We start from the raw sequence: 23,698 nt of genomic DNA on the forward strand, positions 1-23,698 counted from the left end.
GGGCTCGGGCGTCGCCGCGCCGGCGGTGCCGAAGCCGACGAGGGCATCCGAGGCGGCCGCAGCCACCGCGCCGCTGCCCATGGTTTTGAGAAAACCGCGGCGGGTGAGCCCCCGTCGCGTTTCACCCCTGGGGGTACGATCATCTCCCATGAAATACCTCCACCGCAGGTCTGCGGGTTTCGAAATGGGGGGATAAGGTTTGGCGGGCGTTTGCTCGCGCCGTCACCGGCCCGGGACAACAACCTCGCAGACTCCCGCCAGGGCGGCCTGGAATTTCGCGGCGTCGTCGCGGGTGCCCACGATGGCGTCATAGTGCATGGGGATGGCCACCTTGGGACGGATCTTTTTGGCGGCCTCGATGGCTTCCGCGGCCGTCATGACGTAGGTGCCGGAGACGGGCAGGAGGGCGATATCCACGGAGAAATCCGCCATCTCCGGGATGAGGTCGGTATCCCCGGCGTGGTAGATCCGGATGCCGTCGACGGTGAGGATGAATCCCAGCCAGTTGTTCTTTTGGGGGTGAAAATCCTTGTTGGTGTTGTAGGCCGGGACGGCCTCGATCTCGATGCCCATGACGGTGAGGCGGTCGCCGGGTTGGACGACCCGGACATCGCCCGCGAGTTTTTGTGCGGACTCGGCCTCGGTTACGAAAACCGTCGACGGCTTTTTGATTTTTTCGATATCTTCGACCGAGCAGTGGTCGAAATGGGGGTGAGTGATCAGGATGAGGTCTGCGGGCTCGCAGGCCTCGATCTGGTAAGGATCGATGATGATTCTGATGCCGCCTGCGGTGATGGCGAAACCATCGTGCCCCAGCCATTTAATGCTGCTCAAAACGTCGGATAACATGCTCATTCTCCTTTGCAGGGTTCGTCGCGGTCGGTTTGCGTTGAAGGGATATCAGCGGTCGGATCTGGCGGGCGGCGCTGTGCCCGGGCCCTCGAACCAGAACCCTTTCTTGAAATCGAACCATTCCAGGACATCTTTTTCTTCAAAAGCCGCCTTCCGCCATCTCAGGAGTCGTCCGGCGGCGTCGATCTCATAGCGCTCATTTGAATTTTCCGGCGTGTAAACCGGCCCCCGGCCGTTTTGACCGTTTGCGAGGCACACCGCTTTCATTTGTTCCGCCCGCTCGATCTCGCAAAACGGGCAGAGGTTTTTTTCGATGGCGGCAAGGAGGTTTTTGCCGTCCAGAAGGGGAGGGAAAAAGGCCTTGCATCTTTCGACCTGGTCCGTTCCGCCTTTCTTCATGAAGGCGATCGTGGCCATGCAGCCGGTGACGTGGCCGTCTTCGGTATGCGCCGTCTTGATGTGCGCCAGCAGCTCCCCCGTGGTTTTCAGGTGCCGGTCGCCTGTCCAGCCGCCGTCGCCCCTCTCGAATATCACCTCTCTGGATATTCTGCGCATGATGCTCTCCTTTTTTCCCGGATGATAGATAGAACGGATGGAAATTTCAAGAATATTCAGAAGGTCTTCAACAGGAACGGGGGCTGCGCGGACCGGAAGGGAACATAAAGACCGCCCTCGGTTGTCCGGGACGGTCTGTTTTTAACGGATGTTCAGGAATACATCAAGCCAAAGCTTATGGCAGATCGGTGTTCTCTATGACCTCACAACTCTTTTCGGGGCAGAAGATCGTGGTCCACAGGTCTTCATGGGCCGAATCCGTGCTTTCATCCTGTGCATGGCGACTGTCGTCTTCTGCACCAGGCCCCTTTTGGCGCAAGGATTCTTTGGATTTCTGGTCACTCATACGCTACCTCCTTCTGTCGCCTTTTTGCCTGGCAACATACCAAAAATATAGTACCAAACCCTCAAGAAGTCAAAGAGACGTGCCTCAGGTAATCCTCGGAGGGGTGCTGCCCAGCCTGATTTTTCAGCGTGACAGGTCGATGGAGGCGGCTTTCGGGAAGCGCAGGAAATCGCTCCCGTCTCAGGTAGGGATGCCTGATCCCCTTTTGCAGACCATCTGAATTGACATGGCACCTGATATGCTTATTTTAGTCTATGAAACTGAAGTGTTAGAGTGATTTTTAAGAGCATGTTTCGTAAGGTCGGTAAAATGCATTTATAGGGAAGTGACGCAATGAAAAACAACGCCATCAAATGCGATGATACGCTTATCGGCGCTTTGACACAGATCATATTGAACGATGCGCTCAACACCGTCCTGGGTGAATTCGAGCGCAATACGGAAACGAGCATCGGCAGGGTTGTCATCGAGTCGAAGGATGAGGGGCGCGACAACCGCGTGATTCGAATTGAGGTCAGAAGCACCGGGGACAAGTGCCTGGAGGGCCTGGCCCGTTACAAAAAAGCACTGTGCCAGGACAAACAATTCAAAAATGAGCCGTTTTGTCACGCTGTGGAATTTTGACTGAAAACCATGGCGGTAACGCCGTCAAACCCTTTTTGATGAAGCGGAAGGAGTGATGGGCCATGAATGACGTCAGGGACGAACCTGCCGAAGGCGGCGGGGAAGAAGAAAACACCTCGATCTGTCCCCTTGTCGGCGAGGACGCCCGGGAGAATCCCGATCTTTGCTGCTGCTATGTTATCGACGCAGGGGGAGCGTATGCGAACCCCTGTCATGCTCCCTTTGAAAACCGCTGCTGCTGAACGCGGCGATCTCTTCCAAAGCAGTCGGGAGGCTATGATCACCGGCCCCGGGCGTCCTTTTGTTTTCGAAGGAACTCCCGCCCACCGATCCCTCGGGGCTGGCGGGCGTTTTTAAAAGCCCGGAGTTCTGGATAGGCTTTTCATCCAATGATCTCAAGGATATAGTGCTTGTTTAATTTACCGGATGCGGCGCTCAGGATCGTCCTGAGGGCGTTGGCGGTCTGACCGTTTTTCCCGATAACCTTCCCGATGTCTTCTTTTGCGACTTTCAGTTCAAGGATGGTCGTTTGCTTTCCGGCAATCTCCGCTACCGAGACCTGTTCAGGATCGTCCACCAGGGTCTTCGCGATACGCTCAATCAGTTCTTTCATCGCTTCGTCTCCATCCGGGCCCTTCGCAGAATCGAGAAATGTGCCTGCGGAGCGGCCCTCTCATAGCATTTTGCAGGTTGAATTCCAGTCGAAAAGTCGGTTTATCGGCTCCGGTTTTCTTTTCGTCAGCCGACTTCCGCCGCGAAAGCACCGGCCCGCTGAAGCAGACCCGTTCCGGCCTGCCGCCGGTTTCACGAACCCCTTGCCACCACCATTTCCTGCCAATGATCGATAGCCGATGGATCGGCAACCAGCGCTTCCTTTGTCTCTTTCGAGGCGCGCTTGATTTTCGCTTCGATCTTCAGGGCCGACCCCCTGTCTCCGACGGCCCTCGACAGAACAACGGCCACGGGCGCTCGGCCGCGAAGGTATTTCGCTCCCCTCGCGCCGCCGTTCCGGTGCTCTCCGAGGCGTCTTTCAACATCCGTGGAGATGCCGGTGTAAAGGGATCCATCGGCGCATCGTATCATATAAATATGCCACACCCCAATGGGCATCATGCGGGACCCGGGTCTTTCATACAGGCATCGAAGCTTCCACGGGCGATGCGGAAGACTCCGGACCGGTGCTTCCGGGGTCGGGTCACTGGCGTTTCCCTTTCAGGAGAAGTTATGGGTTTATGGATATATTATTCACTTTTTGAGATAAAATCAATAACAAGCGTTTAAAAAAATCTGACCTCCGTGGAGGCCTCGGACACAGTCCCACCGGCACGAATTTCGGTTGTGATAATCCGGAAATCATTATAGTCTATCGAACCGATTACAGCAAGGCACACCTGTCGCAATACGATTTCACCCGAAGAATGTTCAATGCCGTGGCTGGGAAGGGGATGATGCCATGAAAAATCTGAAACTTGCCTCAAAAGAAAATAAAGCGCGCACAGTGGTCAATGTTTCCGGTGTGGAGATCGGCGGGGGATTCACCGTCATGGCGGGCCCCTGCAGCGTCGAAAGCGAGGCGCAGGTCATCGAAACCGCCCGCGCCGTCAAGGCCGCGGGAGCGGATATGCTTCGCGGCGGCGCCTTCAAGCCCAGGACATCCCCCTACGCGTTTCAGGGGCTGGGCTTGAACGGCCTCAAGATACTCGAAAAAGCAAGGCAGGAGACCGGATTGCCCGTCGTCACCGAGGTGCTCGACCCCCGGGATGTCTCGTGGGTGGCCGAGTTTGCGGATGTCCTGCAGATCGGGACCCGCAACATGCAGAACTTTTCCCTGCTCAGGGAGGTGGGCCGGGCCGGACGCCCCGTGCTGCTGAAGCGGGGGATGTTCTCCACCCTGGAAGAGTGGCTCAACTGCGCCGAGTACATCCTGAGCGAGGGAAACCCCGACGTGATCCTCTGCGAACGCGGCATCCGCACATTCGAGAGCTATACCCGAAACACCCTTGACCTGAGCGCCGTGCCGGCGATTCACGAGCTGACGCACCTGCCCATCATCATCGACCCGACCCACAGCACCGGCCGGATCAGCCTGATCGGCCCCATGAGCCTGGCCAGCGTGGCCGCCGGCGCGGACGGCCTGCTCATCGAGGTGCACTGCAGGCCGCAGGAGGCCCTGTGCGATGCGGATCAGGCCCTGACGCCCGCAATGTTCGCGGACATCATGGGGCGCATCCGCCCGCTCAAGGCATTCATGGACCAACTGCCCGAACAAGACAATTTTTTGCCACAAGGATAGGGTGAAACGATGAAACTGGATGAAATTCTGAAAAAAATCGATAAAATCGACCGCGAGCTGCTGGTGCTGCTTCAGGAAAGGATGGGGCTGTCGCTCCGGTCCAAAAAATTCTCGGCCGCGGAGACGGATGTCCAGCGCGAGGCCAGCCTCCTGGAGCGGGTTGAACGGATGAACCTTGACCTGGTTGAGCGCTCCTTCACCCGCCAGCTCCTCAAGACCATTGTCCAGGAGAGCCGGCGGCTTCAGGGGGAAGACCGCCCCCTCGTCGCCTTTCAGGGGGAGCACGGCGCCTATGGCGAGGTCGCTTCCCGGCGGCTGGTGCCCGGCGGGGCGTATATCCCCTGCATGGAGTTCGTGGACGTGTTCCGGGGCGTCGAGGAGGGGTATCTGGACCTCGGCGTGGTGCCGGTGGAAAACTCGCTGGAAGGCGCCGTCACCCAGGTCAACGACCTGCTGACCACCACGGATCTCAAGGTGATCGGAGAGGCGAAGGTGAAGGTGAACCACTGCCTTCTGGCCACGGCGGATACGGATTATCGAGAGATCCGCCTGGTCTGCTCCCATCCCCAGGCCCTTGCCCAGTGCCGGGGATTTTTGATGCGCAACAAACTGGAGCCCCGCCCCTTTTACGATACCGCCGGGGCGGCCAAGATGCTGGCCCGGGAGAACCCCAAGGCTACGGCCGCCATCGCCAGCGCCCTTTGCGCAGAGCTTTACGACCTTGAAATCATCAAGCAGGGAATCGAGGACGGCCCCTCCAACACCACCCGTTTCCTCCTGCTTTCGCGGGAGCCTTACAATGGCGCAGGCAACAAGACCTCGATCCTGTTCGCGACCCCTCACGAAGCCGGAAGGCTTTACGAAGTCCTCAAGCTTTTCGCGGCTGCGGAGATCAACCTGACCCGGATCGCCTCCATGCCGCTTCGGTCAGATCCAGAGAATTACTGCTTCTTCCTCGACTTCGAGGGGTCTGATAAGGATGAAAAGGCGGCTATGGTACTGGAGCAGATGGCGACCCTCACCATCTCCATGAAGTTTCTCGGGTCATACCCGGCCGACACCCTGAAGGCATAGCGATCCGACGATATTGCGGAGGCGGCGACCGCCGCCCCCGCCCCTCCAGTCCGTTCCCGGAAAGTCCCTTTTCCCCGATGAAGCGCGTGAGGGCGCTCCATGTTTCTCCATGCCTTGTTAAATTACTTATAAGAAAAAACATGAATAATAATGTAACAAAATAATGAAAAACTTTATTGACAGGAGTGGTTTGATAATTAATTTTGAAATCAAAAAGAGATGCCATGTTGAAGCCCGAACGGCATGGGTGCTGTTCACCATGCCAGGGCAAAAGGACGTCAACGCGAAACTGCAGCAAAGGAGGAACGCACTATGACCGCAAGAAGATTATTTGATTTCCCCGGCTTGGGTTGGCGGAATCCGTTTGCGGAACTGAAGCGCATGCAGCGGGAGATGGACCGCCTCATCGGAGACCCCGTCTTCAAAACCGGATGGCCGGGGCTTCAGGCGGGCGTCTTCCCGTCCGTGAACGTGACGGAGGACAAGGACCATTACTTCATCCGCGCCGAGCTTCCCGGGATGGACGCCGAGGATCTCGACATTCAGGCCGCCGGCAGCAGCGTGACCCTATCCGGTGAGCGCAGGATTCCCGCCGAGGGAGAGAATGTCCGGTATCACCGGCGCGAGCGGGAGGCAGGCAGGTTTTCCAGAATCATCAACCTCCCGGAGGGAGCGGACATGAACCAGGTCAAAGCCGGTCTGGCCAACGGTGTTCTTACGCTCACCATTGGCAAATCAGAGATTTCGAAACCCAGACAGATTACCATCAAATAGGCTAAGGAGGGTGCCATGAGCGAAACCAGAGAACTCCAGATGAGGGAAAAACAGGAAGTTGCCGCGCCGGCGGAGCAGACTCGGCCCGGTCTGGTATTCAGCCCGCTGGTGGATATCTTTGAGACGGACAGAGAGATCGTCCTTCTGGCCGATGTGCCGGGGGTTACGGCAGACAAACTGGACGTGGACCTGCGGGAAAATGTCCTGACCCTGTCTGCCGAGGCCGTCTCCGGCAGGGGAAGCGACGAACAGGATATCCTCAGTGAATTTGCCGTCGGAAAATTCTACCGGCAGTTCACCCTTTCCGAGGTCATCGATCAGGGCAAGATCGAGGCCAAGCTTAACGGCGGCGTTCTTCGGCTGGTCCTGCCGAAGGTCGAAAAGGCGGCGCCCCGGAAGATCCAGATCACCAACTGAGGCACTGCGGAACAGAAGCCCGGCGATCCCCGTCGCCGGGCTTCTGCCGTTCAGGGCTTCCGAAAAATGATGGTATTTTCTGGATGCGGTTGATATGGAATATCAGGATAATGATCCAGGCTGCATACCTTGCCGGTTATTATCAGATTCTCCGGAGATTGACCGGGAAAGACGGGAGGAAAACAAAGTGGCAAAACCCAAGAACGCCATGGAAATCTTTCAGGTGCTCGACAAGTCCAACTGCAGGGAGTGCATGGAGAAAACCTGCATGGCCTTTGCCGGGGCCGTCTACCTGGGCCGCAGAAAAATCGAGGAATGCCCGAGGCTCGACGGGGAGACCCTTGCGCGCTTCTCGGACAGGCCCGAATCCGAACCCGGTATCGAGCAGAACCGGGATGACTACCTGAAGGAGCTGAGGGAACAGGTTGCCGGGACCGATCTCTCAGCACGCGCAGACCGGCTGGGCGGGCAGTTTTCCGGCGGCCGCCTGACCCTCAAGGTCCTTGGCAAGGACTTCAGCGTAGACCGCGCCGGAAATCTCTCGGCGGATATCCACGTCAATCCTTGGGTGGCGATCCCTTTTCTCGATTACGTCCTGAAGGGTTCGGGGCTTGATGCCTCCGGACGGTGGGTGTCGTTTCGGGAGCTGAAAGACGGACAGGAGCGGTATCCTCTCTTCCAGAAGCGGTGCGAGGGGGCCATGAAACTGGTGGCCGACGGATATACCGCGCTGTTTGACGATCTGGTTCACATCTTCGGCGGACGGCAGGTCCCGGAGCAGTTTGAATCGGATATCTCCGTGGTCCTGCATCCCCTTCCGAAATTCCCCATCATGATATGCTACTGGCAGCCCGACGACGGCCTTGAATCCAGCATCAACCTCTTTTTCGACGAAACGGCGGCCGGGAACCTGGAGATCGGGTCGATTTTTTCACTGGGAGCGGGGCTGGCGCAGATGTTCGAGCGCCTGGCGCAGCGGCACGGATTCTCCTGAGACCGGCCGCCCTTGTCGGCAAGCAGACCTTCCGTGCCCCCGCCGGATAAGAAATCAGACCGTCCGTGTTCTTTCGGTTGGTGTTTTGGGGCTTGAAAAAAATGTTTCCGATGATATAATTGTTAAAATTCGATATGGCCTTACCCATCGACGTTCAGACGGTTTTGTAAAAAAGGCCGAGACCAGGGCTTGCGAATCCCGAGAAATGAGGGGTGATTATCGTAGCCCCCGGTGACGGGGGAGGCAGCGTAACGCAGATATCGGCCTTTTTTCGAAACCGTCAAATGTTATTTTCCGGCAGCGTACCTATGCTTACTGGATTTGAAAAGATTATCGAGGAACGGATTCGAGCGGCCCAGATGAAAGGGGAGTTCGATAATCTCCCGGGCTCCGGAAAACCGCTTGTCTTTGAAGATGACGGCCATATCCCCGAAGACCTCCGCCTGGCGCACAAGATTCTGAAGAACGCCGACTGTCTTCCCCCCGAGATCGAACTCAAGAAGGAAATCCTGAAAACGGAAGACCTGCTGGCCGGCATGGCGGATACGGCCGAAAAATACCATGTGATGAAAAAACTCAATTTTTTGATCATGAAATTGAATTCCATGCGGAATTCCAACGTGGTCTTCGAGGTTCCCCAGATATACCTGGGAAAGATGACCGAACGTATAACCCCCAAAAAGCAGGCAAAAAAAGCAGTTCCCTGAAGGAAACAACCATCGATGAATCCCCATCGCAAAAAACAGAAAATCGATCCGCAACCGGAAAAAAACGGTATTTTCAAGGGGGTGGCGGCCGCCTACATGATCCTCATCCTGCACGCCCTGTTTATCGCATTGGTGGGCTGCCTGGTCCTCTTTTTCCGGGGCATGGTCCACTACATGCTGTGGATATTCATCGGCGGCACGGCCCTGATCACCTTTTCCGGCTACCGCGTCTACAGGCGGATGAAGCAGGAACACCGGAATCTGTCGGAGCTGCTCCGGCTGCCCATGCTGGGGGGCAACAGCATCGAGGTGAGCTTTCTGGGCGGCGTGGCGTCGGTCAAGGTCGAGAACCCAGGCGCCAGAGCGCTTCCCATGGGCGGCGGCGCTTCCGGGATGCCCCGGCAGCTTGAGGCGCCCCGCCTGTCCCGCGTCCATGAACTGACCGAGCTGGCAAGGCTGTTTGAAAATGATCTGATTACCCGGGAAGAATACGAGATATCCAAAAAACACATTATCGAGGGTATTGCCGGCCTATGAAAAAGATGACCATCGCACTGATCTCGGGAGGGGTCTCCTCGGAGCGCGAGGTGTCGCTGAAAAGCGGGCGGCAGGTGTTCGAGGCCCTGGACAGGGCAAAATACACGGTGCTTCAATATGATCCCAAGACGGATCTTCAAAAGCTCATGGCCGATGCCCCGACCATCGACGCGGCCCTCATCATCCTCCACGGCCCCTTCGGCGAGGACGGCACGGTCCAGGGCATGCTCGATCTCCTGGGGATTCCCTACCAGGGCGCCGGGGTATTGGGAAGCGCCCTGGCCATGAACAAGCTCGCCGCCAAAAGGCTGTATGAAAATGCCGGACTGCGGGTGCCGCCTTACGTCTGCGTCGACCGGAAGGGGTCTCTGGATGTGGATGCCTGCATCGACCGGCTGGGGCTGCCCCTGGTGATCAAGCCGGTCAGCGGCGGATCCAGCATCGGCATGTCCATCGTCAAAAGCCGTCAAGCCCTTGAACCCGCCGTGGAAAAAGCCTTTCTGTACGACCGGTCGGTCATGGTGGAGTCCTTCATCCAAGGGACTGAAATCACGGTGGGGGTCATCGGCAACGACACCCTGGAGGCCCTTCCCCCGATCGAGATCGTGCCCGGAGAGGGGTACGAATTCTTCGACTACGAGGCCAAGTATACCGCGGGCGCCACCCGGGAGATCTGCCCGGCCAGGATCGACCGGGCCTTGACCGAAAAGGTCCAGCACTGCGCCAGGATGGCCCACGAGGCTCTGTTCCTGAGAGGATACAGCCGGACGGACTTTATCCTGAAAGACGGCGAATTCCATGTCCTGGAAACGAACACCATTCCCGGCATGACCCCCACCAGCCTCCTGCCCCAGGCGGCCCAAGCCGCGGGGATTTCCTTCAGCCTGCTCCTCGACAGGCTCATCACCCTGAGTATCGAGGATCATCAGCATCGCAAGACAGCCTGAAGGGATGACGGCTGACATTCCGGGATCCGCCGCGTGTGGAGTCCCCCCGACGGAGGTGCGTATGAAAGTCCTGGTTATCGGCAGCGGCGGAAGGGAGCATGCCCTGGTCTGGAAGATCCGCCAGAGCCCTGTGGTTAAAAAGATCTATTGCGCGCCCGGCAACGGGGGCATCGCCGGGATGGCCGAGTGCGTCCCCATCGAAGCCGGCGATATCGACGGGCTGCTGGCCTTCGCCCGGTCGGAAAAGATCGACCTGACGGTGGTCGGCCCGGAAGACCCCCTGTCCCGGGGGATCGTGGACATCTTCGAAGCGGCGGGGCTCAAGGTCTTCGGGGCATCTCGGAAGGCCGCGGAGTTGGAGGCCAGCAAGTCCTTTGCCAAGGACCTCATGATGCGCCACGGCATCCCCACCGCCAGGGGCGAGACCTTCACCAGCTACAAGAAGGCCGAGGCATTTGTCAGAAAGATCGGTGCGCCGGTGGTCGTCAAGGCCGACGGCCTGGCCGCGGGAAAGGGCGTCATCGTCTGCGCCACGGAAAAGGAGGCCCTGGAGGCCCTTAAAACCATCATGGTGGACCGGGCCTTCGGGGATGCCGGGAGCCGTGCCGTCGTGGAGGAGTGCCTCACCGGCGAAGAGGCGTCGTTTCTGGCCTTCACCGACGGGAAAACCGTGCTGCCGCTGCCTTCCTCCCAGGACCACAAGCCGGTCTACGACGACGACAAAGGTCCCAACACCGGCGGCATGGGGGCCTATTCCCCCGCGCCCGTCATCGACCGCTACATGCACGAGCGGATCATGCAGGAGATCATGATCCCGACGGTCCGGGCCATGGCCGCCGAAGGCCGTCCCTACAAGGGCGTGCTGTATGCCGGGCTGATGATCGACAGGGACCGGATCCGGGTCCTGGAGTTCAACGCCCGCTTCGGCGACCCCGAAGCCCAGCCCCTCCTGATGCGGATGAAAAACGACATCGTGCCCGTCATGGAGGCCGTGATCGAGGGCCGCCTGGACAAATGCCGTCTCGATATCGACGACCGGGCCACGGTCTGCGTTGTCATGGCCTCGGGCGGATACCCCGGGACTTACAAAAAAGGCATTCCCATATCCGGGCTGGAGAGCGTGGGGCGCATGAAAGACGTTTTTGTGTTCCATGCCGGGACAAGGGCCGATGAAAAGGGCGGCATCGCGGCCAGCGGCGGTCGGGTCCTGGGGGTCACGGCCATCGGCGACACGGTCAAGGAGGCCATCACCCGGGCCTACAAGGCGGCGGCCAAGATTTCGTGGAAGGACGCCCACTTCCGCAAGGATATCGGCATGAAGGCCCTGAAGCGTTTCGAGGCCGCCCCCAGGGTGGGCATCATCATGGGCAGCGACTCGGACCTGGGGGTCATGGAAGGGGCCGTGGCCATGCTGAAGAAATTCGGCATCTCCTACGAGATGACCGTGGCATCGGCGCATCGGAGCCCTGAAAAGGCCGTAGCTTTCGCCGGCGGCGCCAGGGCGAGGGGGATGCAGGTGATCATCGCGGGCGCGGGCCACGCGGCCCATCTGGCCGGGGTCCTGGCGGCCCACACCACCCTGCCCGTGATCGGGGTGCCCATCGACTCCTCGTGCCTCCAGGGCATGGATGCGCTCCTCTCGACGGTCCAGATGCCCCCGGGCATCCCCGTCGCAACCGTCTCCATCGGCAAGCCCGGCGCCAGAAACGCGGGCATCCTGGCGGCTCAGATGATCGCCCTGTCGGACCCCGGGGTCGCGGCCCTGCTCGAGGCCTTCAAGGCCGACATGGCCCGGGAGGTCGATGCAAAGTCGGAGAAGCTGGCGAAATTTGTCTGACGCAAGGACCCTCGACGTTACGGACCCCGCAAGCCCGTCCGCCCGGGAAGCGATCCTCGAGGCGGCCGCCCGGATCCGGTCGGGCGGGGTGGTGGTGTTTCCCACCCGCTGCCTGTACGGGCTGGGGGCAAATGCTCTTGACCCGGAGGCGGTCGGCCGGGTGTTTGACATCAAACTGCGGCCCCAGGACAAGCCGATCCTGGTTCTGGTCCACCGGATGAGCGATGTGGAACGGCTCGCCCGGCGCATCCCCGCCTGCGCCCGCCGGATCATGGAGAAGTTCTGGCCCGGCGGCGTCACCCTGGTGTTCGAGGCGGGCCCCGGGGTCTCCCCCTTGCTCACCGCCGGCTCCGGGAGGATCGGCATCCGGCTCTGCGGCCATCCCGCGGCAAAAACCCTCGCGGAGGCCGCCGGAGCCCCCATCACCGGCACCAGCGCCAACGTGTCGGGCCTTCCGGCCTGCGCCGACACCTCCAAATTGGATCCCCGGATCGCGGCGTCGGTGGATCTCATCCTGGATGCCGGGCCCCTTGCAGGCGGCGTCGGCTCCACCGTCGTCGACGTGACCGAGGACCGCCCGCGAATCCTGAGGGACGGGGCGGTTTCGGCCGAGCGGATCCTGGCCGTCGCCGCATTCCCCGCGCAAACTGGTTGACAATTTCCCCGAATTTAACTATTAGAGACAAACCTTCGCCGGGGTGGTGAAACAGGTAGACGCAGAGGACTCAAAATCCTCCGACCGCAAGGTCATGTCGGTTCGATTCCGACTCCCGGCACCAAAGAAAATCAGGGAGTTAGCCTTTTCGGCTGGCTCCTTTTTTTGTGGGAGAGGGGTGACTATCGCGTTTCTGCTGCCGCATTCTAATTCTCAAACTTGTACCTATAGACAACCTATCCAGTTTGCTATAAATATTTCTCGAACAAGGATGAAGAGATTTATGCGGCATTGGCGTTGCCGGGCGGGGGATATGGGATTCGCCCACATCTTTTCTTGAAATCACGGAGGCGTATTTAATAGACGAGATACGAGGCGATACCAGGCCACCGAAAAATTGGCCGCCTGAATTGGAAATGCGGGAGAACGAGCCCGGTTCAGGAGAAGATCGATAATGACGGATCCACTCGCCGATAGCGTTATCCGCAGAACCGGCCAGGCTGTGGCGCTTTACCACCGGCTCATCCTGCTGGCGGCGCCGGCCGGCGCTTGCAAGACTGCCGCGCTCCATGTATCTTCGTGGTTCCATACATTAGACCCTCGTGTTGAAAGGCGTTAGCATATGTTCGACACAAAAAAAGAATTACTGGCGCAAATCCGGTTGGGTGAAGACAGTCGCCTGGAATTGAAAGCAGTGACGGTTCGCGGTGACAAAGTTGCAGGGCCGCATCCGGACGGGTTGGCCGATGAGATTGCCGGATTTGCAAACAGTTCCGGCGGCGTGCTCGTTATGGGTATCGACGAGCAGACAAGGCAACCGCACGGCATGACTATTGGCGAATTGACCGTATTGGAGCATTGGCTGCTGGGTGTTTGTAACGACCGGATCAAACCGCCTCCGCTGTGCCGCATAGAAAAATGGGAGTTGCCGGATGCCGAAGGCAATCTGGCGCCCGTCTTGAAGATAGACATCCCGCGAAGCTTGTATGTTCATGAGAGTCCAAACGGGCATTTTCATCGCATTGGCAGCAGCAAGCGCAAAATGTCCACGGAATACATCATTCGATTGGGCCAGCAGCGCAGCCAGACGCGCATGATCCGATTCGATGAGCAACCGGTTGTGCAGGCGTCTCTGGAAACGCTCGACCCCGCTCTCTACGAGCGGTTTCGAACGGCGCGTACGCGCGACGAAGGACTGGATTTTCTCCAAAAGCTCGGGCTGGTCGCCATGGACGATGAGGGCGTTTCTCATCCTTCCGTGGCCGGCATCCTCATGTCCTGCCGTGAGCCGCGTGATTGGATGCCGAACGCGTTCGTTCAGGCGGTGGCCTATCGGGGGACATCACCGGCCGCAGCGGACAGCAGCCTGCCTTATCAATTGGATGCCCGGGATATTTCGGGGCCACTGGATGAGCAGATCCGCGAATCCTGCCGGTTTGTCGCAAGAAACATGAAAGTGGCCGGCGTCAAGGACCAGGGCCGAAGGGATATTCCTCAGTATGACCTGACGGCGGTTTTCGAGGCCATGGTCAACGCCGTGGCACATCGGGACTATTCGATATATGGATCAAAAGTCAGGCTCAAAATGTTTGCAGATCGTCTGGAAATCTACTCTCCGGGGAGCATCCCGAATACCATGACGGTCGAGAGTCTCCTGTATCGACAGTCCGCCCGCAACGAGATATTGACCAGCCTGCTGGCCAAGTGTCCTGTTCCAAACGATATCGCCTGGGTCAACACCGACCGTCGCACCCTGATGGACAAGCGGGGAGAAGGCGTGCGCATCATCATGGAAAACAGCGAGCGGTTGTCCGGCAAACGCCCCGTGTATCGCCTGATCGACGATTCCGAGCTTCTGCTCACACTGTTTGCCGCCGGCAAGGACCAACCGGATGCAGGCGATTGATGGGCAATGAGGCGCTCAAGAGCGAGCGCGTCGAGGCGGAAGGTCGCGGCCGACCAGGGTTGAGCCGCCCAAACCGGCACGATGGGCTGACACGATGAATGCATTCGAAAAAAATGATTTTCCAAAAGGAAACGGCTAATGAACGGGTCAGGTTCAATTAGCCGTTAAGGAGGAAGAGAGAGGAAAAAATTATTAGGTTGATGAAAGATAAAGCAAAGATCCTGCCAAAAGCATCCGTTTCCCTAAAAAAATTTATTTCTTTGAAGAAATCAAAATGGTTATGTATTTATAGGCTTATCCTCTGCGTGCTATTTCATGGTCGGGGAAGGCATCGGCTGCGTGCATTCGGTTTACATTGGTGTACTGTAAATTTATCGGATTGCAATTGTTGCAATGATTAATGTGTGTTATGGGTAAAACAAAAAGTTTAACATATTGAACCCCATGATCGGTCTGAACTATTCACGCACCCGCCGGGAACACACCGATGCGGGCACCCGGCATTGCAATTCTGATTGATCGAGAAGAGGAGACGCCATGCAGATATCCAAAGAAAAAAAGCTGGAAATCCTCCGGTCACTGCTGCTTTCCCGCAGGTTCGAGGAGGCGCTTACGGAGCTTTGCAAAATACAGGGGAAAATCCCCGGGATGATGATCCTGTGCACCGGACAGGAGGCCGTCGGCGCAGGGGTGTGCGCGGCGCTCCAGCCGAATGATGCGATCATCACCAATCACCGCAGCCACAGCCACCTCCTGGCCAAAGGGGCCGATCCGAAATCCCTGATGGCCGAAATCTTCGGGAAACGGACCGGGTGCAACAGGGGCAAGAGCGGGACCCTGCACCTTGCGGTGCCTGAAATCAACGCCCCCTGCACCACCACCGTGGTCGGCGGCGGGCCGCCCATTGCCGTCGGCAGGGCCTTTGCCCAGCAGTACCGGAAGGAGAAAACCGTCACCGTCTGTTTCATTGGAGACGGGGCGGCCAATGAGGGCTCCTTTCACGAAGCCCTGAATCTGGCAAGCGTCTGGAGCCTTCCGGTGATCTTTGTGTGCGAGAACAATCTCTATGCCGGGGCCCAGCGTTATGAGGAACATACCAAGGTGAAGCACATCGCGGACCGGGCCGCCGGCTACGCCATGCCGGGGATGGTGGTCGACGGCAACGACGCCCTGGAGGTCTATGCGTCAGCCCGTGAAGCGAGGGTGCGCGCCGTGGCCGGAGAGGGGCCGACCCTCATCGAATACAAGACCTACCGATGGCGGGGCCATGGCGAAAACGATCTCCAGCTTTACCAGCCCACGGAAGAGATCGCGGCCTGGCAGGCCTCGTGCCCCATCCCGAAGCTGCGGAGCGACATGCTCGCCCAGAAACTGATCAGCGCGGAGGAACTCCGGGAAATGGAGAGTCGCATCGATGCCGTGGTGCAGGATGCCGTTCGCTTTGCCGAGGAGAGCCCCTATCCCGAGCCCCGGGAGGCCCTTGAGGATGTCTTTGCATAAAGGAAAAAGATTTCAGAATGAAAGGGGAAAGGCCATGCAGCAATTCGGAATGGGACAGGCCGTGAACCAGGCCCTGAGGGAAGAAATGGCGCGGGATCCCGATGTCTTCCTTGCCGGGGAAGGCATCGGCGTAAGCATCCACGAGAGCCCGATGCTCCCCACGTATGGGTTGCTGAAGGATTTCGGCGCCGGACGCGTCAAGGATACGCCGGTCTCGGAGGCGGCCATCGCGGGACTTGCCGTGGGGGCGGCCGAGGCCGGCCTGAAACCGGTCGTGGAGATCATGTTCAATCCGTTTTTTACCCTTGCCTCGGACATGATCGTCAATCATGCCGCCAAATTGCGCTACCTGTCGGGTGGAAAATCCTCTTTTCCCCTGGTGGTGCGCATGAAAACAGGGGCCGGTTTCGGTGCCGGATGCCAGCATTCCCACAACCTGGAAGCCTGGGTCGCCCATTGCCCCGGGCTGAAGGTGGTCATGCCGGCCACCCCGGCCGATGCCAAGGGGCTCCTCAAGTCCGCGATCCGGGACCCGAACCCCGTTGTTTTCATGGAAGACATGATGCTCTACTTCGTGCCTGGACCGGTTCCCGAGGGGGAGTATGTGATCCCCATCGGGCAGGCGGATGTCAAGCGGCCGGGGAAGGACGTCACCGTGGTGACCTGGTCCAAGATGCTGGGGGTCGCCCTGAAGGCGGCCGGGTCGCTGGCGGGGGAAGGGATCGAGGTGGAGGTCGTCGACCTGCGCACCCTCGTGCCCCTGGACAGGGAAACCCTCTTGGCCTCCGTTCGGAAGACCGGCCGGCTGGTGGTGTTGCACGAGGCCACCCGCACCGGCGGCTTTGCAGGCGAAGTTGCGGCCGTGGTGATGGAAGAAGCTTTCGGCTCCCTGAAGGCCCCGCTGCGGCGGGTCACCGGCCCAGACATCCCGGTTCCGGCAAGTCCGCCCCTGGAGCGCTTTTACATCCCCGACGAGGATGGGCTGATCGCGGCGATAAAGGAAATCCTGTAGGGGAGCGTCGGATGCATCCCCCCGATTCTCATCGACAAAAGATGCGCCGGTTACTTTTTGACCGGCAAGTCCCCGAGATTCATGACCTTGGCGAGTTTCCTCGCGATGTCGGTGTTATCGTAAAAACCCGCGAACAGATGCGCCTCCGGGCCCTGGGCGAAGACCGGTACCGGCACGCCGGTGTGGGAATAGGATGTCCAGCCGATGCCGGCCCGTTCGTTCAAAACATGGGTGATGGTCACGATGATCGGGTTGCAGTCGCCGTAAAGGTAGGTGTTTTCAGCGGAGCTGTTGTCGTTGGACCCGCACATGGACTGGTCGTAGGCGTCTTCCAGCTTCTCCTGCTGATATTCGTTGAGGTCGGCCCATTCCAGGCCGAAAACGGTCTCCATCCATCCGAGCATGACCGTATCGGATGCCAGGTTGTCGGCGTCCAGATGGCCGCCGCAGATTCCGCCCTTGGTCTTTGCCCGGTGCGGCTTCCACTCGTTGTCCCCGAAATATTGGAAGCTGTTCTTCTGATTCATAAGCCGGTCGTAGTCGGCCGTGTATGCCGTGGTGGCGTGTCCGATGGTCATGCCGCCTGTTTCGTGATCTCCCGTGACGACGATCAGCGTCTGCAGGGGATGCTTCCTGTAGAAATCCAGGGCCACGCCGACGGCGTTGTCGAGGTCAAGGATGTCGCCGACGGCGGCCCTGGCATCGTTGGCATGGCAGGCCCAGTCGATCTTGCCGCCTTCCACCATGATGAAGAATCCGTCGTCACGACGGGCCTTTTTCTGACTTCCGGATAGATTGGCGACGGCGACCCCGGTCATCTCGGCCAGCGAGAGGTTGGTGTTCCCGGTGTTCAGCCGGTCAATGTCGTACGGCATGGCGGAGGCGTCCTGCAGCCAGGGATTGATGCAGACGACCCTGTCCCGGGGGATTTCCTTGAGAGAGAGGATCGATTCCCGGTCTTTCAGCACCTTGTATCCGTTGGCATCCAGCAGCCTCCAGACGTCCACCGGGCTGTCGGGTCTTGCCAGCCCGCCGCCGCCGAAGAACTCGTATCCGCTTCCAGCCATCTGCGCGGCGATGGCGTTCATGTCGCTGCGACCCGGCACACTGGCATAATAGGCCGCCGGTGTTGCGTGGTTCAGGGAGACGCTGGAGAGGATGCCGACCTTCATCCCCGATTCATGGGCCAGATGGGCGATGCTCTTGTATCTGACGGTCCCGGTTTCGTCCATGCCGATGACGCCGCTCAATGTCTTGAGGCCGCAGGCAAAAGCCGTCGCCGAGGCCGCGGAGTCGGTTATCAGGCGGTGCGCGTCGCAGGTCGTCTGCAGGCCCGCGACCGTCATTTTGCTCATGTTCAGGCGGTTTTCCGGCTTCAGCAAATCCGCGGCCGCGGTTGCGTCACCGCCGTTCACGGTGGTCAGGTAGGCCTCGGCCGCCTGAATCTGCGGGCCGGCCATGCCGTCGCCAAGAAAGAAAAACACGTATTTCGGTTGCTTGGCACTCGCCCCGGTGGCCAGAAACAGAATCGCGAAGGCCGCGGCCATGGATAGCAGATATCTTTTCAGCGTCATGCGGTATTCCCTGGTCAGTAAATCCAACCGGAGGGTTTCGTGAAAAGTGCTCTGTGCCGCATTGCCCAATTTTCAGGTCCCTGCCGCTGAACCCGACGGGGCGGGGGACGTCGTCGTCGCCACAAGCGTCTCCAAGGTCCCGAATCTCGGACGGTAATAGAACATTGCCAGCGCCGAGATGCCGATCAGGAAATAGAGGTAGGCCTCAGCGTCGCCGAGGAAATAGAGAACGAGCCCGAAGATGCCGATGCTCTCTGCGACCGCAAAGGATACCAGCGACATCAGCGAATATCGTTGGACCACCGCCGCTACCGTCATGCCGGGCCGGGGCTTCATCATTCGTTTTCTGAAGACATCCATGAAAATCAGGAGAGCGGCGGAGATGCTGATGAGGATCCTGCGCATCAGGTCGAGGGCGACTCCATTGCCGACCTCCTGCCGGACGGCATCGCCCACCAAGCGGGAGACGACAAGATAGATGCCCAGCGACGTTAACATGGCCAGCCAGATGATCCGGATGACGTTGAAATGTTTCTGCAGTGTGTCGGTGTTCATGCCCCGTCCTTTAAAATGATTCTATCCATACACTCATGAAGGCCTGATGGCAATCTCCTCGATAAAGGCCGCCTCGTCGTCGGTGATCGCGAAGTCGGCGCTGTCCAGGTCCTGCCGCATGTGGACGCCGCTGGTGGTGCCCGTGAGCGGCAGGATGCCCGCCTGGATGGCGAAGCGGAACACCACCTGGGCCGGGGTCTTGCCCACGCGCGCCGCGATGCGGGTTATGCCGGGATGGGAGAGGATGAAGGCGTTGGCGGTCAGCAGGGAAAACCCCTGGTAAATGATCTGGTGGGTCCGGCAGAAGTCCCGGATGGGGCGGTCCCATGCCATCTGAGCGAAACAGCGGTTCTGGACGACGGCGGGCTTGACCCCGGCGCCGTCCACGAGCGCCTCGAGCTGATCCAGGGCGACGTTGCTCACCCCCAGGCGCAGGGCTCCGTCCGTGGCGTGAATTCCCTCCATGGCTTTCCACACCGCCCGGTCGCGCTCGGTCAGGCCCCGGCGCACCGATGGGCCGTGGAGCAGGTAGGCGTCGAGGTAGTCCGTCCGGAGGTGCGCGAGGGAACTCTGGAAAGACTGCCGAACCTGGTCGGCGGGGTCCGCCCGGGGGTCGTAGGGGATCCGGTCGTCCTGGCTTTCGGCATAGGTGAACTTGGTCTGGAGGAAGAGCTCCTCCCGCCGGATGAGACCGTCTTCAATGGCGGCCGCGACGGCATCCCCCACGGCGGCTTCGACGTAATGGCGGCGCTGGTTGGCGGTGTCGATGCCCCGGAACCCGGCGTCGAGCGCCGTCCGTACGAGCGTTTCGGTCGAATCCTCCTTCCAGGCCGTGCCGTAAATGAACATGGGATAGTCCCGGGGAGCGGGGCGGGGAATGTGGGCCATGGGCGTGTCTCCTTGCTTTGGATTCCGATTAATCGGAAGAAATGTTTTGAGATTTTGACATTATTTATTTCCTTCAGCGGAATACCCAGGGGAGCTGAAAGATGCGATAGGTTTCTATCCCCAGGATGATCCCCCACAACAGGATGCAGATGCCGGCCGCCGCTGCGGCAATGTCCTTGATGACCTTTACCCGATGGCTCTCTTGGGTCGTGATGAAATCGCAGACCGCCTCGATGGCGCTGTTGAAGAGTTCTGCCTGGAGCATCATGGCTGTTGCTGCCGTGAGGAGCAGAAAGTCCATCCACTGGCGGAAGAAAAAAAAGATGGCAAGAACGACGATCGACAGCAGGAGCTTGTAGGTGACGCTGAAGTCGTAACGGACGGCGTATTTCAGGCCGGAAAAGACGACCCGGATCTTTCGGATCGGATGAAAGCCGGTTTCGCCCGTGCCCAGGAACTTGTTTCTCAAATCATGCTCTCTTTCTGTGAATGCGGCGCTGATCAACGACGGCCCATCGGATCCGTATCAGGCTGAAATCGATTCAGATCCAGTGCGCGGCCCATTTCAAGAGGCGGTGTAAAGTCAGTACCCAGGCGGCACCGAGGATCGCCCCCGCGACAACATCCGAGATATAGTGAACCTGGAGGTAGACCCGGGAAATCCCCACCACAAGCGTCGCCAGGCCCAGGCATCCCCAGATGGTTACAGAGGCGGCCGTGGAAACGTGCCGGCCGGCCGCCATGGCGCATGCCAGGGCCATGGCGGCGGCCTGGGCGGTGTGCGCACTGGGGAAGGAAAAGTCAGCGGGCATGGCCACCAGAAGATCCTGAACATCGGGCCGCGGCCTGGCAAAGAGACACTTGAGCCCGTGGACCAGGATGAAAGTCCCCAGAAGCCCCCCGGAAACGAGCAGTGCGTCAGCCCTTCGATCGTTGAAAAACAGGAGGCCGGAGATGATGAGGGCTATGGGGAACAGGATAAGGCCTGATCCGGCCCACGTCACGGTTTTAAAAAAAAAGTCCAATGGATGCCATCCTTTCCAGGCACCTTCGTGCCCGAGTTTAACGGAAAAATAATACAGATCGCATCAAATCCCAATAAAGTTTCCATAAAACACCGGTGACGCGGAGGCCTGTCATTGTGACGACCCTTCAAACGCTTCCGGAACATCCCCATTACATTCAACCAAGGAGATGACCCTCCATGCAGACCGCAGAACAGATCACCGAATCGATGATCACCCTCGAACACAAATTATCCAAAATATCCATGCACATAGACCATTTGACCCGGAAGATCCGGGATCACCGGCAGGGGGTTCCGCCGGAACCCGGTCGGACGCCCGAAACCGGGGCCATGAACGACTGGCGGCGAAGGAGTTTTGAGCTCCATCGCATCCGGTCGGAGATGAAATCCAAAAGGGATCTCCTGATGTCGGATATTACCACGATCCGAGGCCGGTTCGAGTCCTGAAAACGCAAAATACGAATACCTGAGGACGCCTGCACCCCGGGGGTGCGGGCATTTTTTTCCCCCGCTTCGGTTTAAAGCCCCGCCGCCCATTCCCCGCAAACCTGTGTTTCCCTCCCGCTGTATTTATTTGCCAGGCAAGACATATTGCTTGACACAAAGAAATGTTTGATATACCAAACATCATCATTCAGGCAATTCAAACCATGAGGGATACGCGATGAAGCTCAATTTACGACGCATGCAGGTGGGGCAGGCCGGACGGGTGAAGGCCGTCCACGCCGAAGGGGAACTGGGCAGAAGGATTCGGGACATGGGGCTGGTGCCGGGGGCCGGAATCAAGTTGCAGAAGCGGGCGCCGTTGAAGGATCCCGTGGCCCTGAGGGTGATGGGGTTCACCCTGACCCTTCGAAACAACGAAGCCGACTTTATCGATGTGGAGGTGTAAAGGAGATGGCCGAAATCACGATCGCCCTGGCGGGCAACCCGAATTCCGGGAAAACCACGCTGTTCAATGCATTCACCGGGGCCCGCCAGCATGTGGGCAATTATCCCGGGATCACGGTCGAGAAGAAGGAAGGCCTCTTCGTCCACAATGACCGCCACTTCAGGCTCATTGACCTGCCCGGGACCTATTCGCTGACGGCCTATTCCATGGAGGAGGTGGTAGCGCGGGACTTCCTCGTCCAAGAGAAGCCGGTGGCCGTCATCGACATCGTCGACGCGGCGAACCTGGAGCGGAATCTTTACCTGACGATCCAGCTCATGGAACTGGGCGCCCCGGTCATCCTGGCCCTCAACATGGTCGACGCCGCCGCCAGGCGGGGCATTTTCATCGATACGGAGAAGCTCGGCCGGCTGCTCGGGATGCCGGTGGTGGCGACGGTCGCCCGGAAGGGGGAGGGGACGGCGGCCCTGGCAGAGACGGCGATCGAGATCGTCTCGGGCGGCGGTCGGCAGCAGACCCCGGCCGTTATCTCCTACGGCACGGACGTCGATTCAGCCCTGGACGACATGTCCGCGACCATCGAAGCGGCCGGGTTTCTGACCGATCTCTATCCGGCCCGCTGGATCGCCCTTAAATATGCGGAGGGCGACACGGCGGTCCGGAAACTGGGCCTTGAAAGAGATCCCCGGCTGTCGGACGCCCTTTCGGCGAAGGTATCGGCCCTGGCGGACCACCTGAAGCAGACCATGGACCTCAGCCCGAACGCCGTCATCGCCGATCACCGCTACGGCTATATCCGGTCGCTCCTGCGCCAGGGCGTCATCGCCGTGCGGCCCGACCCGGACCGGCTTTTTCTCTCGGACCGCCTCGACCAGGTCCTTACCCACCGGCTGGCCGGGCCCCTCATCATGCTCCTGGTCGTCTGGGCTCTATCAGTTCACCTTTGCCTGGAGTGCGGCGCCGGTCGGCTGGCTCGAGGCCCTGTTCGGCCGGCTGGGTGAGATCGCCGGGGCCTATCTGCCCGACGGCCTTCTCCGCTCCCTGGTCGTTTCGGGCATTATCGACGGCGTGGGCGGCGTGCTGGGATTCGTGCCGATGATCGCCTTCATGTTTCTGGGCATTGCCTTTCTGGAGGATTCAGGGTACCTGGCGCGCATGTCCTTCATGCTCGACCGGGTCTTCCGCATCTTCGGCCTCCACGGCAGTTCCGTGATGGCCTTTATCCTGTCCGGCGGCATCGCCGGGGGATGCGCCGTACCCGGCGTCATGGCGACGCGTACGCTCAGATCGCCCCGGGAGCGACTGGCGACGCTGCTTACCGTCCCCTTCATGAACTGCGGGGCCAAGATGCCCGTGTTCCTCCTTCTGGTGGGGGCCTTTTTCACTACCGACAAGGCCCTGGCCATGTTTTTGATCACCATCGGCGCCTGGCTGGGCGCGCTCCTGGTGGCGAGGCTGCTGAGAAGCACGGTCATCCGGGGAGAGACGACCCCGTTTGTCATGGAGCTTCCCCCCTACCGCCTGCCCACGGCAAGGGGGCTCCTGATCCACACCGTCGAGCGGACGTGGCAGTACATTCGGAAGGCGGGGACGGTCATCCTGGGCATCTCCGTCCTGCTCTGGGCCCTCATGACCTTTCCGGAATTGCCGGAGGACAGGGTTGCGGCGTTTGACCGCCTGCGCGCGGACCTGGCCGCGGTGGCCCGGGCCGGAGAGGGCGCGCCGACAGGCA

General features: G+C 59.5%; 30 protein-coding genes and 1 tRNA gene. 20 read left to right on the forward strand and 11 right to left on the reverse strand.

Annotated features, from left to right (window positions below; translation table 11 throughout):
• Positions 1 to 222: 222 nt before the first annotated feature.
• The 3 genes from ACEW8N_RS20785 to ACEW8N_RS20795 all read right to left on the reverse strand — a co-directional run bounded on the left by ACEW8N_RS20785 (position 223) and on the right by ACEW8N_RS20795 (position 1,753).
• Positions 223 to 849: an MBL fold metallo-hydrolase gene (locus tag ACEW8N_RS20785; protein WP_373501787.1), complete on the reverse strand. Its 627-nt coding sequence runs from the start codon at positions 847 to 849 to the stop codon at positions 223 to 225.
• A 51-nt stretch (positions 850 to 900) separates the two neighbouring features.
• Entirely contained in the window at positions 901 to 1,407 is a 507-nt protein-coding gene (locus ACEW8N_RS20790; protein ID WP_373501788.1) for a hypothetical protein, read from the reverse strand.
• Positions 1,408 to 1,582: 175 nt separating this feature from the next.
• On the reverse strand, positions 1,583 to 1,753 hold the full coding sequence (locus ACEW8N_RS20795) for a hypothetical protein (protein WP_373501789.1): 171 nt from the start codon (positions 1,751 to 1,753) through the stop codon (positions 1,583 to 1,585).
• Between the two features lie 333 nt (positions 1,754 to 2,086).
• On the opposite strand from ACEW8N_RS20795, the gene ACEW8N_RS20800 reads away from it, so the two are divergent.
• Positions 2,087 to 2,377 carry a hypothetical protein gene (locus tag ACEW8N_RS20800; RefSeq protein WP_373501790.1) on the forward strand — a complete coding sequence of 97 codons (291 nt, stop codon included), beginning with the start codon at positions 2,087 to 2,089 and terminating at the stop codon, positions 2,375 to 2,377.
• 62 nt (positions 2,378 to 2,439) lie between these two features.
• Positions 2,440 to 2,619, forward strand: a complete 180-nt coding sequence (locus ACEW8N_RS20805) for a hypothetical protein (RefSeq protein ID WP_373501791.1) — start codon at positions 2,440 to 2,442, stop codon at positions 2,617 to 2,619.
• A gap of 140 nt (positions 2,620 to 2,759) precedes the next feature.
• On the opposite strand, the gene ACEW8N_RS20810 is transcribed toward ACEW8N_RS20805, so the two are convergent.
• Both ACEW8N_RS20810 and ACEW8N_RS20815 read right to left on the reverse strand, forming a co-directional pair.
• On the reverse strand, positions 2,760 to 2,990 hold the full coding sequence (locus tag ACEW8N_RS20810; protein WP_373501792.1) for a KH domain-containing protein: 231 nt from the start codon (positions 2,988 to 2,990) through the stop codon (positions 2,760 to 2,762).
• A 191-nt stretch (positions 2,991 to 3,181) separates the two neighbouring features.
• Entirely contained in the window at positions 3,182 to 3,460 is a 279-nt protein-coding gene (locus ACEW8N_RS20815; RefSeq protein WP_373501793.1) for a GIY-YIG nuclease family protein, read from the reverse strand.
• A gap of 370 nt (positions 3,461 to 3,830) precedes the next feature.
• Between ACEW8N_RS20815 and aroF the strand changes: the two genes are divergently transcribed.
• The 11 genes from aroF (at position 3,831) to ACEW8N_RS20870 (ending at position 12,736) form a co-directional block, all read left to right on the forward strand.
• The gene (gene aroF / locus ACEW8N_RS20820; protein ID WP_373501794.1) at positions 3,831 to 4,670 is read left to right on the forward strand and encodes a 3-deoxy-7-phosphoheptulonate synthase; all 840 of its coding nucleotides are present in this window, start codon (positions 3,831 to 3,833) and stop codon (positions 4,668 to 4,670) included.
• Positions 4,671 to 4,679: 9 nt separating this feature from the next.
• The gene (gene pheA, locus ACEW8N_RS20825; protein ID WP_373501795.1) at positions 4,680 to 5,744 is read left to right on the forward strand and encodes a prephenate dehydratase; all 1,065 of its coding nucleotides are present in this window, start codon (positions 4,680 to 4,682) and stop codon (positions 5,742 to 5,744) included.
• 312 nt (positions 5,745 to 6,056) lie between these two features.
• Positions 6,057 to 6,518, forward strand: coding sequence for an Hsp20/alpha crystallin family protein (locus ACEW8N_RS20830; protein ID WP_373501796.1), 462 nt, complete (start codon positions 6,057 to 6,059; stop codon positions 6,516 to 6,518).
• Between the two features lie 15 nt (positions 6,519 to 6,533).
• Positions 6,534 to 6,935, forward strand: coding sequence for an Hsp20/alpha crystallin family protein (locus ACEW8N_RS20835; protein WP_373501797.1), 402 nt, complete (start codon positions 6,534 to 6,536; stop codon positions 6,933 to 6,935).
• A 187-nt stretch (positions 6,936 to 7,122) separates the two neighbouring features.
• Positions 7,123 to 7,929 (forward strand): DUF3786 domain-containing protein, encoded by an 807-nt coding sequence (locus tag ACEW8N_RS20840; RefSeq protein ID WP_373501798.1) that lies wholly within the window; start codon positions 7,123 to 7,125, stop codon positions 7,927 to 7,929.
• 308 nt (positions 7,930 to 8,237) lie between these two features.
• The gene (locus ACEW8N_RS20845) at positions 8,238 to 8,636 is read left to right on the forward strand and encodes a DnaJ family domain-containing protein (protein ID WP_373501799.1); all 399 of its coding nucleotides are present in this window, start codon (positions 8,238 to 8,240) and stop codon (positions 8,634 to 8,636) included.
• A 15-nt stretch (positions 8,637 to 8,651) separates the two neighbouring features.
• Positions 8,652 to 9,173 carry a hypothetical protein gene (locus ACEW8N_RS20850; RefSeq protein WP_373501800.1) on the forward strand — a complete coding sequence of 174 codons (522 nt, stop codon included), beginning with the start codon at positions 8,652 to 8,654 and terminating at the stop codon, positions 9,171 to 9,173.
• Positions 9,170 to 10,120, forward strand: a complete 951-nt coding sequence (locus ACEW8N_RS20855; RefSeq protein WP_373501801.1) for a D-alanine--D-alanine ligase — start codon at positions 9,170 to 9,172, stop codon at positions 10,118 to 10,120. The genes ACEW8N_RS20850 and ACEW8N_RS20855 overlap by 4 nt, the downstream gene beginning before the upstream one ends.
• A gap of 61 nt (positions 10,121 to 10,181) precedes the next feature.
• Positions 10,182 to 11,957, forward strand: a complete 1,776-nt coding sequence (gene purD / locus ACEW8N_RS20860) for a phosphoribosylamine--glycine ligase (RefSeq protein ID WP_373501802.1) — start codon at positions 10,182 to 10,184, stop codon at positions 11,955 to 11,957.
• On the forward strand, positions 11,950 to 12,612 hold the full coding sequence (locus ACEW8N_RS20865) for an L-threonylcarbamoyladenylate synthase (protein ID WP_373501803.1): 663 nt from the start codon (positions 11,950 to 11,952) through the stop codon (positions 12,610 to 12,612). Before purD ends, ACEW8N_RS20865 begins: the two co-directional genes overlap by 8 nt.
• Positions 12,613 to 12,649: 37 nt before the next feature.
• Positions 12,650 to 12,736, forward strand: a tRNA-Leu gene (locus ACEW8N_RS20870).
• Between the two features lie 15 nt (positions 12,737 to 12,751).
• Here the strand turns inward: ACEW8N_RS20870 and ACEW8N_RS20875 are convergent.
• Complete coding sequence (locus tag ACEW8N_RS20875) at positions 12,752 to 13,183, reverse strand: hypothetical protein (protein WP_373501804.1); 432 nt, start codon at positions 13,181 to 13,183, stop codon at positions 12,752 to 12,754.
• A 51-nt stretch (positions 13,184 to 13,234) separates the two neighbouring features.
• Here ACEW8N_RS20875 and ACEW8N_RS20880 point away from each other — a divergent pair, with 51 nt between their 5' ends.
• From ACEW8N_RS20880 to ACEW8N_RS20890, 3 genes are all read left to right on the forward strand, one after another.
• Entirely contained in the window at positions 13,235 to 14,518 is a 1,284-nt protein-coding gene (locus ACEW8N_RS20880; RefSeq protein WP_373501805.1) for an ATP-binding protein, read from the forward strand.
• A gap of 537 nt (positions 14,519 to 15,055) precedes the next feature.
• Positions 15,056 to 16,018: a thiamine pyrophosphate-dependent dehydrogenase E1 component subunit alpha gene (locus tag ACEW8N_RS20885; RefSeq protein WP_373501806.1), complete on the forward strand. Its 963-nt coding sequence runs from the start codon at positions 15,056 to 15,058 to the stop codon at positions 16,016 to 16,018.
• Positions 16,019 to 16,052: 34 nt separating this feature from the next.
• Entirely contained in the window at positions 16,053 to 17,030 is a 978-nt protein-coding gene (locus ACEW8N_RS20890) for an alpha-ketoacid dehydrogenase subunit beta (protein ID WP_373501807.1), read from the forward strand.
• A 50-nt stretch (positions 17,031 to 17,080) separates the two neighbouring features.
• Here the strand turns inward: ACEW8N_RS20890 and ACEW8N_RS20895 are convergent, their stop codons facing one another.
• From ACEW8N_RS20895 to ACEW8N_RS20915, 5 genes are all read right to left on the reverse strand, one after another.
• Positions 17,081 to 18,604 carry an alkaline phosphatase gene (locus ACEW8N_RS20895; protein ID WP_373501808.1) on the reverse strand — a complete coding sequence of 508 codons (1,524 nt, stop codon included), beginning with the start codon at positions 18,602 to 18,604 and terminating at the stop codon, positions 17,081 to 17,083.
• Between the two features lie 72 nt (positions 18,605 to 18,676).
• Positions 18,677 to 19,159 (reverse strand): hypothetical protein, encoded by a 483-nt coding sequence (locus ACEW8N_RS20900; RefSeq protein WP_373501809.1) that lies wholly within the window; start codon positions 19,157 to 19,159, stop codon positions 18,677 to 18,679.
• Positions 19,160 to 19,192: 33 nt separating this feature from the next.
• On the reverse strand, positions 19,193 to 20,047 hold the full coding sequence (locus ACEW8N_RS20905; protein WP_373501810.1) for an aldo/keto reductase family protein: 855 nt from the start codon (positions 20,045 to 20,047) through the stop codon (positions 19,193 to 19,195).
• 73 nt (positions 20,048 to 20,120) lie between these two features.
• Complete coding sequence (locus tag ACEW8N_RS20910) at positions 20,121 to 20,516, reverse strand: diacylglycerol kinase (protein WP_373501811.1); 396 nt, start codon at positions 20,514 to 20,516, stop codon at positions 20,121 to 20,123.
• A gap of 73 nt (positions 20,517 to 20,589) precedes the next feature.
• Positions 20,590 to 21,072 (reverse strand): phosphatase PAP2 family protein, encoded by a 483-nt coding sequence (locus tag ACEW8N_RS20915; RefSeq protein WP_373501812.1) that lies wholly within the window; start codon positions 21,070 to 21,072, stop codon positions 20,590 to 20,592.
• Positions 21,073 to 21,251: 179 nt separating this feature from the next.
• Between ACEW8N_RS20915 and ACEW8N_RS20920 the strand changes: the two genes are divergently transcribed.
• The 4 genes from ACEW8N_RS20920 to ACEW8N_RS20935 all read left to right on the forward strand — a co-directional run.
• Positions 21,252 to 21,521, forward strand: a complete 270-nt coding sequence (locus ACEW8N_RS20920) for a hypothetical protein (RefSeq protein WP_373501813.1) — start codon at positions 21,252 to 21,254, stop codon at positions 21,519 to 21,521.
• 217 nt (positions 21,522 to 21,738) lie between these two features.
• Positions 21,739 to 21,966, forward strand: coding sequence for a ferrous iron transport protein A (locus ACEW8N_RS20925; RefSeq protein ID WP_373501814.1), 228 nt, complete (start codon positions 21,739 to 21,741; stop codon positions 21,964 to 21,966).
• 5 nt (positions 21,967 to 21,971) lie between these two features.
• Complete coding sequence (locus ACEW8N_RS20930; RefSeq protein ID WP_373501815.1) at positions 21,972 to 22,967, forward strand: FeoB small GTPase domain-containing protein; 996 nt, start codon at positions 21,972 to 21,974, stop codon at positions 22,965 to 22,967.
• A 76-nt stretch (positions 22,968 to 23,043) separates the two neighbouring features.
• Positions 23,044 to 23,698 (forward strand): nucleoside recognition domain-containing protein (locus ACEW8N_RS20935; protein WP_373501816.1); only part of this gene is annotated, 655 nt, incomplete at its 3' end.

It is taken from the genome of Desulfococcus sp. (genome assembly GCF_041737845.1).
Lineage (GTDB): Bacteria > Desulfobacterota > Desulfobacteria > Desulfobacterales > Desulfococcaceae > Desulfococcus.

Coding starts and splice junctions, on each gene's coding strand:
- ACEW8N_RS20785 (WP_373501787.1), bottom strand. CDS start 849: ATGTTATCCGACGTTTTGAGCAGCATTAAATGGCTGGGGCACGATGGT.
- ACEW8N_RS20790 (WP_373501788.1), bottom strand. CDS start 1,407: ATGCGCAGAATATCCAGAGAGGTGATATTCGAGAGGGGCGACGGCGGC.
- ACEW8N_RS20795 (WP_373501789.1), bottom strand. CDS start 1,753: ATGAGTGACCAGAAATCCAAAGAATCCTTGCGCCAAAAGGGGCCTGGT.
- ACEW8N_RS20800 (WP_373501790.1), top strand. CDS start 2,087: ATGAAAAACAACGCCATCAAATGCGATGATACGCTTATCGGCGCTTTG.
- ACEW8N_RS20805 (WP_373501791.1), top strand. CDS start 2,440: ATGAATGACGTCAGGGACGAACCTGCCGAAGGCGGCGGGGAAGAAGAA.
- ACEW8N_RS20810 (WP_373501792.1), bottom strand. CDS start 2,990: ATGAAAGAACTGATTGAGCGTATCGCGAAGACCCTGGTGGACGATCCT.
- ACEW8N_RS20815 (WP_373501793.1), bottom strand. CDS start 3,460: ATGATACGATGCGCCGATGGATCCCTTTACACCGGCATCTCCACGGAT.
- aroF (WP_373501794.1), top strand. CDS start 3,831: ATGAAAAATCTGAAACTTGCCTCAAAAGAAAATAAAGCGCGCACAGTG.
- pheA (WP_373501795.1), top strand. CDS start 4,680: ATGAAACTGGATGAAATTCTGAAAAAAATCGATAAAATCGACCGCGAG.
- ACEW8N_RS20830 (WP_373501796.1), top strand. CDS start 6,057: ATGACCGCAAGAAGATTATTTGATTTCCCCGGCTTGGGTTGGCGGAAT.
- ACEW8N_RS20835 (WP_373501797.1), top strand. CDS start 6,534: ATGAGCGAAACCAGAGAACTCCAGATGAGGGAAAAACAGGAAGTTGCC.
- ACEW8N_RS20845 (WP_373501799.1), top strand. CDS start 8,238: ATGCTTACTGGATTTGAAAAGATTATCGAGGAACGGATTCGAGCGGCC.
- ACEW8N_RS20850 (WP_373501800.1), top strand. CDS start 8,652: ATGAATCCCCATCGCAAAAAACAGAAAATCGATCCGCAACCGGAAAAA.
- ACEW8N_RS20855 (WP_373501801.1), top strand. CDS start 9,170: ATGAAAAAGATGACCATCGCACTGATCTCGGGAGGGGTCTCCTCGGAG.
- purD (WP_373501802.1), top strand. CDS start 10,182: ATGAAAGTCCTGGTTATCGGCAGCGGCGGAAGGGAGCATGCCCTGGTC.
- ACEW8N_RS20875 (WP_373501804.1), bottom strand. CDS start 13,183: ATGGAGCGCGGCAGTCTTGCAAGCGCCGGCCGGCGCCGCCAGCAGGAT.
- ACEW8N_RS20880 (WP_373501805.1), top strand. CDS start 13,235: ATGTTCGACACAAAAAAAGAATTACTGGCGCAAATCCGGTTGGGTGAA.
- ACEW8N_RS20885 (WP_373501806.1), top strand. CDS start 15,056: ATGCAGATATCCAAAGAAAAAAAGCTGGAAATCCTCCGGTCACTGCTG.
- ACEW8N_RS20890 (WP_373501807.1), top strand. CDS start 16,053: ATGCAGCAATTCGGAATGGGACAGGCCGTGAACCAGGCCCTGAGGGAA.
- ACEW8N_RS20895 (WP_373501808.1), bottom strand. CDS start 18,604: ATGACGCTGAAAAGATATCTGCTATCCATGGCCGCGGCCTTCGCGATT.
- ACEW8N_RS20900 (WP_373501809.1), bottom strand. CDS start 19,159: ATGAACACCGACACACTGCAGAAACATTTCAACGTCATCCGGATCATC.
- ACEW8N_RS20905 (WP_373501810.1), bottom strand. CDS start 20,047: ATGGCCCACATTCCCCGCCCCGCTCCCCGGGACTATCCCATGTTCATT.
- ACEW8N_RS20920 (WP_373501813.1), top strand. CDS start 21,252: ATGCAGACCGCAGAACAGATCACCGAATCGATGATCACCCTCGAACAC.
- ACEW8N_RS20925 (WP_373501814.1), top strand. CDS start 21,739: ATGAAGCTCAATTTACGACGCATGCAGGTGGGGCAGGCCGGACGGGTG.
- ACEW8N_RS20930 (WP_373501815.1), top strand. CDS start 21,972: ATGGCCGAAATCACGATCGCCCTGGCGGGCAACCCGAATTCCGGGAAA.